The sequence below is a fragment of the Phycisphaerae bacterium genome (assembly GCA_041652575.1).
Lineage (GTDB): Bacteria > Planctomycetota > Phycisphaerae > Sedimentisphaerales > UBA12454 > UBA12454.
The window spans coordinates 23,665-36,260 of sequence record JBAZHC010000017.1 but is presented as its reverse complement, the minus strand read 5'-3'; the positions used below and the strand labels follow the sequence as shown (position 1 = coordinate 36,260).

Below are 12,596 nucleotides of genomic sequence, written 5' to 3'. Positions count from 1 at the left end.
TTTATTTTTTCACAAAAACCTATTTTTTAGTCCACTATAAGCCCATTAATACAGATAGAAGGTGTCCTGTTTTTGGAATAATTTAACAAATATACTTGACGCAGCGATACGGAATAAGCTATTATATAATAGGTTTAGTAATCGTTTACTGCTATAAAAAGGAGTTTAGCGAGTGCGTTAACCGACTTACAGTGTCATTTTTGACAATTATAGGAAGGATGGAATTGAGAAACGAGAAAAAAACAGCCGGCATCGGATGCGCTCGAATACTAACTTCTCTTATAGCAATTCTCATCTTATCTAATTGCCTTAAAGGGGTAAATGTAAATATTCTCACTAATCCCGGTTTTGAAAGCGGCACAACCGGTTGGGCAGCCCGAGGCGGTTCAATCAGTGCCGTTACCTCACCTACTCCCCATAGCGGTACTTACTGCGGACGAGCTTATAATAGAACCGCAACATGGAATGGAATACAGCAAAACGTGCTCGGCAAAATGGTAGTAGGTCAAACTTATACAGTTTCCGGCTGGGTCAGAACCAGCAGTTCTGCCAGTTCTACTTTACATATATCTTTTGCAAAAACAGATGACAATGGTACCACTTATGCATGGGCCGCTTCAGGTACCGCAAGCAGCAGCGGCTGGGTTTATATCTCCGGCAGTTACACCTTGAATGTAACCGGAACACTCACAGCATTACTTGCATACGTTGAAGGGCCGGATTCAGGAATAGATATTTACGTTGATGATGCCAGTGTTTATGGTCCGGAGGTAGGCCTGCCAGATCCAAATGCGACGGGCAGCATAAATACAACTGTTCGCCATCAGGTTTTGGAAGGTTTCGGCGCCGCCGGCGCCTGGTACGAAGGAACCGTTTTGAATTATACAGAACCCACAAGGACGAACCTTTATAATACAATGTTTCGCGATTTAGGCCTCGATATATATAGGGTTCGCAATACTTACGATGTAGATAATGGTTATATTACACGTTCAGCCACAATAATTCAGGCTGCCGCGACATCTTTAGGCCATCCCATAAGAGTCATGAATTCTTCCTGGGGGCCGCCTGCGTATCTTAAAAGTAATAACGATTATGAAAATGGCGGAACTTTAATCAAAGACGCTTATGGTAATTACAAGTATGCCGAATTCGCACAATGGTGGAGAGACAGTTTAACCGCGTGGTCAAATGCCGGCGTTAATACATACTATTTAAATATGCAAAACGAACCGCAATGGTCGGCAGACTGGGCCACCTGCCTGTGGGACCCGACAGAAAATTCAACTTATGCCGGTTATAAACAGGGATTTGCCGCTTTGTATGCCAATCTTAATACAATGCCTGATCGGCCAAAGCTTCTCGCACCTGAAAGCGCCAGTTTAGGCGGTACGGCGGCTTATTTAAATGCATTTAATTCTACGGATATGTCTAATACTTACGGCTATGCACATCATCTTTATGACGGCAGTGCCGATACACCCGACCAACTTGTTTCAGCAATGGCCACATTTAAAAATCAGTACGGTGATAAACCCATTTTCCAAACTGAATTTTCCGGCGGTACTACTACAACATGGACAAACGCGATGAATCTTGCGATTTTGATGAACAACTGTTTAACAGTTGAAAATGTTTCCGCTTATCTATATTGGGATTTATTCTGGGCCTCGCCCTCCGGGCTTATAAGCCTTACAACCCCTAACTATACAATTAATCCTGTTTATTATGCATTTAAACATTATTCATACTTTACCGACCCCATCTGGCAGCGTGTAGATACCGGCACCAGCACATCGAATGTGAGAATGTCTGCCTTCATCAGCCCCGATAACAGCCAATTAAGCGTGGTTATAATTAATACTTCCACCAGTTCCATTAACATCAATCTTTCCTTCACGGGATTTACCATAGAGGACGGTAATGTTTACCGGTCAAGTTCGACACAAAATTGCATCAACATCGGCACTTTTAATCCTGCCGGCCCTCTGACACTGCCGGCAAGTTCCATTACGACTCTGTCGCTTTCCTCCGGCACAGTGGACACGACACCTCCGGCAGCACCTACGGGACTTTCGGCAACGGGCGGCGAATCTATGGTAACGCTTAACTGGAACGACAATACTGAAATAGACCTGGCAGGCTACAACGTATATCGTTCCACAACATCAGGCAGCGGCTACAGCAAAATAAACAGCTCGCTTTTGAGCAGTTCGAATTATACCGATAACGCTGTCACTCCCTATGTAACTTATTACTATGTCGTCACGGCGGCAGATACTTCAGCTAACGAATCCGGTAATTCAAGCCAGGCTTCGGCCATGCCAACCGATACAACACCTCCGGCAGCACCTGCGGGCCTGACGGCAACGGCAGGCGATGGAACAGTTTTGCTGAACTGGAACGACAACAGTGAAAGCGACTTGGGCGGTTATAATGTATATCGTTCGACAACTTCGGGCAGCGGCTACAGCAAGCTGAACAGTTCTCTAATGAGCAGCTCGGATTACATCGACAGTCCCGTCACAAATGGAATAACCTATTATTATGTCGTAACAGCGGAAGATATATTCTCAAATGAATCAGGCTATGTAAGCGAAATATCAGCGATGCCGAACGCATCAACCATTTACAGCTTTGCGGGTATAACCGCGGCAAACACGAATTATAACGCTTACGCCTGTGATGTGGATTTATTCCCGTTTGCAGGAAGTTCCGCAAACAGAAACACGATGGCAGAGGCGACTGACTCACAGTATACCAATATTTCCACTGACGATACAACAGAGTGGGAAACTGTCAACCCCGACTCAGGCGACAAGATATTTCTCTGGATAGAAATGAAAATCAATGAACTTCCCGCCGATATCACACAGATTAATCTGACCTTCGACGGCTATACAGACGACACCAGCACCGTGACTCACAGAATATATGTTATGAAAGCAGGAGCCGACTGGATACAAAGCGCTTCGTGGGTGCAGGTCGGCACCGACCAGAGTATTTCGCCAAGCACATACGCATCGATGACCCGCTCCATTACTTCCAGTATCACTGATTATATTGACGGGACAGGCAAAATAGTCTGGGGAGTGTATGAAACTACATCTGCCCAGGTAATGCATATCAACTATCTGGAAATGGCCGTCCTGGCGAACAGCGACACGACACCTCCTGCGTCGCCGACAGGTTTATCAGCAACAGCAGGCAATGGAACAATTTTACTCGACTGGAATAACAACCCGGAGCCGGACATGGCAGGCTATAATGTATATCGCTCGACAACTTCGGGCAGCGGCTACAACAAGCTGAACAGTTCTCTGCTAAGCAGCTCGGATTATATTGACAATACAGTTACCAATGGAATTATCTATTATTATGTCGTAACAGCAGTTGATACTCATGACAATGAGTCAGACTACTCAAGCCAAACCTCATCTGTACCAGATTATCAAAATTGCGCGGATGTCCAGGCCGGCGGATATAAGCTCTTGTCAGACCTTAACGGCGACTGTTACGTTAATTTTGAAGATCTGCAAACTATGTCCAATTATTGGCTGAGTACCGATTGTGCCGCAAACAATAATTGTGATGGCGCTGATTTTGAGCCGATAGACGGCAGGGTTGACTTCCTCGATTTCAGCGATTTCGCCGAGCAGTGGATGCAGTGCAACAGCCCTGTCGATTTGAACTGCACAGCAAACTGGTAAAGGCAAAAATAAATAAACAGACAAAATGGAATAGAGGCAAGGCAAAACAACCTTGTCGAGATTTGAAAGAAAAAAATGAAGCGAGGCAATCCTTATTTTTACTGCGTTATTCTATGCGTAGTGTTTTATTCACTGCCTTTAGCAGCACAACCTTCCGGCGGGCCTTATGGACCGATTCAGCAAAATTATGATTTACCCAAAGTTGAGGGCAAAATTTACTATGCGGCGACAGATGGAAAGTCCGATGCGTCAGGCGAAACGCTCGAGCAGCCCACGACTCTCGAAGATGCTCTAAAACGGGTAGTAACCGGCGATGCAATCGTGATGCGGGGAGGCACCTATCGTACAGGCGGCTTGCTGTTGAACCAGGGAATTACCATACAGCCCTATAAGGACGAACAACCTGTTCTAAAAGGAACCTTCGTTGCAAACCAGTGGGAACATCTGAGAAACGGATTATGGAAAACCTCCTGGCCGACTTTATTTCCCGCCAGGCCCGCTGACTGGTGGATCCGCCAGCGTTTCGGCAAAGAAACTCCAATGCACCGTTTTAATAACGATATGGTATTCGTGGACGGTAAATTTTTACAATCGGCCGGCTGGGAAGGCGAACTTGATGCAAATTCTTTTTTCGTTGATTACGACGCCAACGCGGTTTTTATAAATTTCGACCCCACAGACAAATTAGTCGAAATCACCGCTTTTAGCAATGCTCTTACCCGAATAACAAAAGATTGCCACGGCAAAACATCAGACCGAAAAGGTTTAATACTTCGCGGCATTATATTTACTCAATACGCTTACCGTGCAATGGAAATACAGGGAACAAGCCCCGAAGGTTTGGCCGATGAGTCAACATTTGGAAAAGAAGTGGTTGGAACAACAATTGAGAATTGCACCATTTCTTATTGTTCCCGCGTCGCCGCATACCTGCGAGGAGATAAATTAACGCTGCGGAATTGCCTGGTGAGCGACACCAGCACAGAAGGAATTTTTATTATAAGCTCGTCCGATGTCCTGCTGGAAAAGAATATCTTCAGACGCAACAATATCGAGAAAATCACCGGATATTATCCCGCCGCGGTTAAAATTTTTAATCAATGCTATCGAGTAACGTGCCGCGATAATCTGGTTATAGAGCAGCCGAATTCAAATGGTATCTGGTATGATGTCGGCAATGTCGACGGCGTGTTTTGCGACAACTGGATTGAGGGTGTGGGCAATATTAAGGAACGGATTACCACCGAGCATTTCTGGCCGAGCAATAGCGGCTTCTTTTTCGAAATCTCAAAAGGAGCGATTTGTGCCGGAAACGTGTTTGTAAATTGCGACCAGGGTATTCGAGTATTAAACAGTTCAAATGTTGAAGTTTATAACAATACATTAGTAAACAGTCCGGTATTCTTTGGACGCACCGACAGAACTGCCGTCGGCGACCATTTCGGCTGGCATCCGAGTACCGGCCCGGATGTCAATGACCGCGATGGCCACACATTTGTAAATAACCTGCTTACTGCGGATGAAAATTATAAGGGACCTCTTTTGGTTTTCTGGCAGATGCCCTCCTTATGCCAGCGCCTGAATAAGCCGCAGATTAAAAAACTCGATAATAATGCGTATGTGCAGTGTGCAGAAGGCTCGCCGCGTATGATTTATTGGAGTCCTGCCCCTGACAGTAATTGCCAGACATTTTTCGATTCGCCCCAGGCTTTGAACAAAATGTATCCCGATTTTTCAGCTAACAGTCGAAATTTAGTAAATTATAAAGGCCCATTATTCAAGAGTTCCGAGCTGGGCAATTATGAATTGCTGCAGGCTTTTGACGCATCAAAAACGGCGGCTAAGATTCCATCGGAAATCGGCAGGATTCTCAGCCTGTCTGAAACTGACACCCCGTTTATTGGAGCTTACCAGCCGATTCGATAAATCTGTAAATGGTGCTGATTGTATAAGTAATTGGTAAATTTAAAAAACATAAGGAAGTTGGGATGTTTAAAAATTTAGGCAGATGTTTATTTTTAACTGTTGTTATTTCATCGATTGCTTTTGGCGACTGGAAAAGCGACGCTAATACGAGAATCGAAAACATACGCAAACGAAATCTTGAGATTTCAGTTGTTAATTCGCTCGGTCAGCCGGTTGGCGGAATTACGGTGCAGATAAAGCAGATTAAGCATCGCTTCGCATTCGGCACCTGCATCGCTTATTCACCATTGCTTAACAACGCCGCTTACAGAGATTTCATTCTCGGCCACTTCAATTGGGCGGTCTGCGAAAACGAGACTAAATGGGGTTCCAATGAACCTACACGTGATAATGAGACCTATGCACAGGCGGACTATATCTACGATTGGTGCAACACCAACGGAATCAAAATGCGAGGCCATTGTCTCTTTTGGGAACAGGTTAACGGTAATTTCCCAGAATGGCTTGAGGACCTGCCTTATGCAACGTATCCGGCCTCCAGCGAAATGCTGAGCGAAGTTGATGAACGTCTCACCAGTGCTGTAAACCATTTTAAAGGCAAATTCTACAACTGGGACGTCGATAATGAAATGCTTACCGATAGTTTCTTCACCAGTCGTCTCGGCAACGCGGGAATAGTTCATATGTTCAATGCCGCTAAAGCACTGGACCCCGATTGCGGGATGTTTATGAACGAATACAACGGCAATTCTTTCGGCGGTTATTCATCAGTCAATTATGTAAACCGCGCCACCACCCTGATTGGTCTGGGGGCGACAATCGACGGCTACGGCATCCAGGGGCATCTCGCAGAAAATACCAGCTTTCAACCCCAAAGTTATTATGATAGCGTCCTCCAGCCGCTGGCAGTATTTGGTAAGCCTATCTGGGCCACCGAATTCGATGCCTCGCATACAGACGCAACCATATCGGCTGATAACATCGAGAACTACCTGCGTATATGCTTCAGTCATGCCAATGTTGAAGGCATAATGTTTTGGGGTTTTATGGATGGCCAGATGTGGCGCAGCAACGCAGCCCTTTGTACTTCTACCGGATCTCTCACTACACAGGGCGTTCGATATGAAGCCGTGATGGACGAATGGACGACTGAAGATAGCGACACTACCGATATAGATGGAAATGCGGACTTCAGAGGTTTTTACGGAACTTACGAGATAACACTCCGCTCAGCAGGCCAGAGCGACGAAACATATACAATCGAACTGGAGCCGGGAGCAACTACCGCATTATTTGAGATTCAAACGAATCTTACTCCTCCGGAGCCGGAATATATTCCTCCGACGCCCAACCCGATGACCTGGAGTTCTACGCCGACGGCAACCGGTCAGTCTACAATCACTATGACCGCAACAATCGCAACGGATGATTCTATGCCGGTGCAATATTATTTCGAATGCACAAACGACAGCAGCAAAAACAGCGGCTGGCAGGCAAGCACTACATACATAGCAGCCGGTTTAAGCCCGAGTACTTTATATACATTCAGAGTCAAGGCCCGTGATAACGCTTTGATTCCGAATGAAACTGAATTATCAGCCCCCGCATCTGCCAGAACTATGGCGCCGGGAGCAAATGTCGAGCTTCTCGGCTCATGGGCTACAGGATTAAATCATGCAAAAGAACCAGGCCAGAACCGTATTCTCGTCTTTGTAGCGCATGGATTATCCTGGGGCGGCGCAGATCTTACTTCGGTCAGTTATGGCGGCAAGCCAATGACAAAGGTTCTTGAAGTTGACGCAGGCTCTTCATTTGGTTATCAGGTTGCAGTTTTTGTCCTCCATGATGCGTACATCACATCCGCAATTGCGACTAATTTCAGTCCAAGCTGGACTTCCACATGGGGCAGCTACTCATATTCAAGCGCGTTTTTCTCGAACGTCAACCAGGCATCTCTTATTGGTGCGTATGCCGGAAATAATACTGCAAGCGGGACAACTATTACGACATCTCCCCTTGCAACCGACCAGGGCGATATGGTTATTGTCGCAGCTACCGGCGGCGCCGCCGGTTCATACACTTTAAACAACGGTTTCACAGAAGGAACAGATCAGCAGTTTGGCAGTTATTGGTATGCAACCGGCGTGACCGGCCACAAATTAGGAACTGGTGCCCCCGAAACTCCCAGTGCGACTTTTTCCTCTTCATCTGAACAGGCAATCCTCGGAATAGTTATAAAAGCCGTTTTGCCGACATATCAAACCTGTACAGATGTTCAAAACGGCGGTTTGGCATTATTGTCAGACATTAGCGGCGACTGCTACGTCAACTTCGGCGACCTTGAAATAATGTCCGACTACTGGCTCAGTAACGATTGCGCTGCAAACAATAATTGTGAAGGTGCCGACTTCGAACCGATTGACGGCACTGTTGATTTTCTTGATTTCGGCGATTTTGCAGTGCAGTGGATGCAGTGTAACGACCCGCAGGGTTTAAATTGTATACAGAATTGGTAAATTAAAAAAAACATAAGGAGGCTGGGATGTTTATTAAAAAATTAGGCAGATGTTTATTTTTAACGGCTGTTATTTCATCGATTGCTTTGGGCGACTGGAAAAGCGACGCCAATACGAGAATCGAAAACATACGCAAAAGAAATGCGCAGATTACGTTAGTCAACTCGCTGGGACAGCCCGTCAGCGGCATTAATGTGCAAATAGAACTGGTTAATCATCATTTTGTGTTCGGCACCTGCATCCGCAGTTCGCAGATGAGTAACACAATCTATAAGAATTTCATACTCAGCCATTTCAATTGGGCGGTTTGCGAAAATGATACAAAATGGAAAGCCAATGAATATACAAGGAACGTTGTGACCTATACGAACGCAGACACTATCTACACCTGGTGCAACAACAACGGAATCAAGATGCGCGGCCATTGTCTCTTTTGGGAGCAGGAGAATTCCGAGTTCCCGGACTGGCTTGCGGCCTTAGGCTATGCCACGTATCCTACCGCCAGCGAACTACTGGGTGAAGTTGACGAACGTATCGACAGCGCTGTAACCCATTTCAAAGGCAAATTCTACAACTGGGACGTCGATAATGAAATGCTTACCGATAATTTCTTCACCAGTCGTCTCGGCAGCGCAGGAATAGTTCATATGTTCAATGCCGCTAAAGCATTGGACCCCGATTGCGGGATGTTTATGAATGAATACAACGGCAATTCATTCGGCGGTTATTCATCAACCAATTATGTAAACCGTGCCAACACCCTGATTGGTCTGGGGGCGACTATTGATGGCTATGGCATCCAGGGGCACCTCGCAGAAAATGTCAGCTTTCAACCCCAAAGTTATTACGATAATGTCCTCCAGCCGCTGGCAGTATTTGGCAAGCCTATCTGGGCCACCGAATTCGACGCTTCACACACAGACGCAACCATATCAGCAGATAACATCGAGAACTACCTGCGTATATGCTTCAGTCATGCCAATGTTGAAGGCGTAATGTTTTGGGGCTTTATGAATGGCCAGATGTGGCGAACCAACGCAGGTCTTTGTGACAGCAGCGGGAACTTAACTGTACAAGGCGTTCGATATGAAGCCCTGATGGACGAATGGACAACCGAAGATGACGGCATCACCGATGTGGATGGAAATGTGGACTTCAGAGGTTTTCACGGCACTTATGAGATTACGCTAAGCGCAACAGGCCAGAGCAATGAAACATATACAATCGAACTGGAACCGGGTACAACAACTGCTCAATTCGAAATTCAAACTAACCTTCACTCCCCGGAGCCGGAATATATTCCTCCAACACCGAATCCAATGACATGGGCTTCAGTGCCAACGGCAACCGGCCAGTCTACAATCACTATGACAGCAACAACCGCGACGGATGATTCGCTGCCGGTGCAGTATTACTTCGAATGCACAACCGACAGCAGCAAAAACAGCGGCTGGCAGACAAGCACAACTTATATAGCCACAGGTTTAAATCCGAATACTTTATATTCCTTTAGAGTCAAGGCTCGTGATAACGCTCAGACTCCGAATGAAACCGGATGGTCAGCTCCGGCATCTGCCAGAACTATGGCGCCGGGAGCAAATGTTGAGCTTCTCGGCTCATGGACTACCGGGTTGAATCATGCAAAAGAAACCGGGACGAACCGTATTCTTGTTTTTGTGGCACATGGCGAGAGTTCCGGCAGCAGCAATCTTACTTCGGTAAGTTATGGCGGCAAGCTAATGACAAAGATTATTGAAGCTGACGCAATTGCTTCATATTCAAATCAGACTGCTGTTTTTGTCCTCAATGATGCGGACATCACATCCGCAATTGCAACAAATTTCAGCCCAACGTGGAGTTCTACAATGAGCAGCGTATCGTATGCCAGTGCATTTTTCTCGAATGTTAATCAGGCTGCTCTTATCGGTGCGTATGCCGGCAATAATACGACAAGCGGAACAAATCCGATTACCACATCCGCTCTTTCAACTGACCAGGGAGATATGGTTATTGTCGCCGCTGTCTGCGGCAACAACGGCTCTTATACTTTGAACAATGGTTTCACAGAAGGTACAGACCAATCGGTCTCGCCATCGAGTGGGCATACCGGTGTCACCGGCCATAAATCAGCAACCGGCGTTGCAGAAACGCCGAGCGCAACTTATTCGTCCACTGTAAACCGACAAGCGATTATCGGTATGGTAATAAAAGCCGTTTTGCCGACATATCAAACCTGTGAAGATGTTCAAAATGGCGGTTTGGCTTTATTGTCAGACCTTAGCGGCGACTGCTACGTCAACTTCGGCGACCTTGAAATAATGTCCGACTACTGGCTCAGTACCGATTGCGCTGCAAACAGTAATTGCGAAGGTGCCGACTTCGAACCGACTGACGGCACTGTAGATTTCTTAGACTTCGGCGATTTTGCAGTGCAGTGGATGCAGTGTAACGACCCGCAGGATTCGAGTTGTACACAAAATTGGTAAATTAGGAATGAACAAAATTACCGTTAAGTACTTTTATATATTTTTGGCTCTTGCGTCAGTTATACTGATATCGCCCTGCTTTGGCGACACTAACGTGCTCGTCAATCCGGGACTCGAAACAGGCACAACAACCGGCTGGACGCAGCTTGGCTGCAACATATCCACTGTAACTGTTCCGCATTCAGGCAGCTACGGCGCGCTGGTCAGCAACAGGACGGCAACCTGGCAGGGAATAAGCCAGTCGTTACTGGGAAAACTCACTAACGGACAGACATATTCTATTTCAGGCTGGGTAAAACTCGTAAACGCTTCAAGTAATTCGATGGGACTCACTGTCAAACAGGTAGACGACAGCGGCACAAAGTATATCCCGATAATGTGGTCTACAGGTTATGATAACACCTGGACTTATTTATCCAATTACTTTACCCTGAACGTATCAGGCACCCTGACAGGTCTGAATCTTTATTTCGAAGGCCCCGCTTCAGGCGTAAGTTTCTATGTCGACGATGTGTCTGTAGAACTTATCGATAGCGACTGGGAAACTGCGGCAAACGAGAGAATAGAACAAATCCGCAAAAGTGATTTTCGCATTACCGCCGTTTCGCCTTATGGCTCCAAAACGCCAATAGCAGATGTAAATATCGAAATCCATCAGATAAGACACGGCTTCCCTTTCGGCTCGGCGATAAATTATCGTATTTCAGATGCCAATTACGCTCAATTCTTCAAAAACCATTTCGAATGGGCCGTGATGGAGAACGAATCGAAATGGTATTTCAATGAACCTTCTGAAGATTACGTAACATACACGACGGCTGACAGCATTTACAACTTCTGCAGTGCAAATAATATTACTATGAGGGGGCATTGTATTTTCTGGGCAGCGGAAGGTGTAATTCAGACATGGATAAAGAACCTGAGCACGGACGCCTTGCTTCTGGCGGTGCAGGACAGGCTCAGCAGTGCTGTAAATCATTTTAAAAATAAATTCGTTCACTGGGACGTAAACAACGAGATGTGCGATAATTCATACTTTGCAGATAGACTCGGACTTTCCATTCGTCCGTGGATGTTTCAGGCAGCCCAGGCTATCGACCCGAATTGTCAGCTTTTCGTAAACGATTACAGCGTTATCGACGGCGGTTATAATCTAAACGATTACAAACAGCAGATATACGGACTCCTTGCTGACGGCGCGCCGGTAAAAGGCATAGGTGTTCAGTGCCATATGAAAGGCGGTTTCGACCGCAACGCTGTAAAGGCTCGTTTCGACAGCATGGCCGAATGCAATCTTCCGATATGGGTAACGGAATTCGATGTCAACGATGTGAATGAAAATATAAGAGCAAACGACCTGGAAGACTTTTACCGTATCGCTTTCAGCCATCCTGCCGTAAAGGGAATCCTGATGTGGGGATTCTGGGAGGATTCTCACTGGAGAGATGACTGCCATATTGTTAATTCGGACTGGACCTTAAACGAAGCGGGAAGAAGATACGAAGCCATCAGGAACGAATGGACTACAAATGATTCATCGATTACAGATAATAATGGAAGCACGAATTTCAGAGGTTTTTACGGGAAATACAGCATCACACTTACGCCTGCCGGTGCGGAGCCGACCGTCGTGATTATTGACGTTGTTCCCGGCGGCCCAAACGAATTTACCATTGAACTCACGAATGAACCGACGACCTGTCAGCAGGTTCAGGAGTTAGGATTGTCCCTCAATGCGGATTTGAACGGCGATTGCCGCGTCGATTACGAAGACCTCTTTACTGTATCCGAATACTGGCTAAGCTCTGATTGCCCGGCAAATAATAATTGCGGCGGCGCAGATTTTCAGCCAACTGACGGTAAAGTCGATTTTCTTGATTTCAGTGATTTCTCGTTGCAGTGGATGAAGTGTAACAACCCGCAGGACTCGAACTGTATACAAAACTGGTAAAAGACAA

General features: G+C 46.2%; 5 protein-coding genes. All 5 read left to right on the top strand.

Annotation, left to right across the window (positions count from 1 at the left end; translation table 11 throughout):
- Nucleotides 1–218 precede the first annotated feature (218 nt).
- The 5 genes from WC496_11320 to WC496_11300 all read left to right on the top strand — a co-directional run bounded on the left by WC496_11320 (nucleotide 219) and on the right by WC496_11300 (nucleotide 12,589).
- On the top strand, nucleotides 219–3,710 hold the full coding sequence (locus WC496_11320; protein ID MFA5293611.1) for a carbohydrate binding domain-containing protein: 3,492 nt from the start codon (nucleotides 219–221) through the stop codon (nucleotides 3,708–3,710).
- A gap of 75 nt (nucleotides 3,711–3,785) precedes the next feature.
- Complete coding sequence (locus WC496_11315; protein ID MFA5293610.1) at nucleotides 3,786–5,636, top strand: right-handed parallel beta-helix repeat-containing protein; 1,851 nt, start codon at nucleotides 3,786–3,788, stop codon at nucleotides 5,634–5,636.
- Nucleotides 5,637–5,698: 62 nt separating this feature from the next.
- Entirely contained in the window at nucleotides 5,699–8,152 is a 2,454-nt protein-coding gene (locus WC496_11310; GenBank protein ID MFA5293609.1) for an endo-1,4-beta-xylanase, read from the top strand.
- A 26-nt stretch (nucleotides 8,153–8,178) separates the two neighbouring features.
- Nucleotides 8,179–10,638: an endo-1,4-beta-xylanase gene (locus tag WC496_11305; GenBank protein ID MFA5293608.1), complete on the top strand. Its 2,460-nt coding sequence runs from the start codon at nucleotides 8,179–8,181 to the stop codon at nucleotides 10,636–10,638.
- Between the two features lie 7 nt (nucleotides 10,639–10,645).
- Nucleotides 10,646–12,589: an endo-1,4-beta-xylanase gene (locus WC496_11300; GenBank protein MFA5293607.1), complete on the top strand. Its 1,944-nt coding sequence runs from the start codon at nucleotides 10,646–10,648 to the stop codon at nucleotides 12,587–12,589.
- Nucleotides 12,590–12,596: the final 7 nt, after the last annotated feature.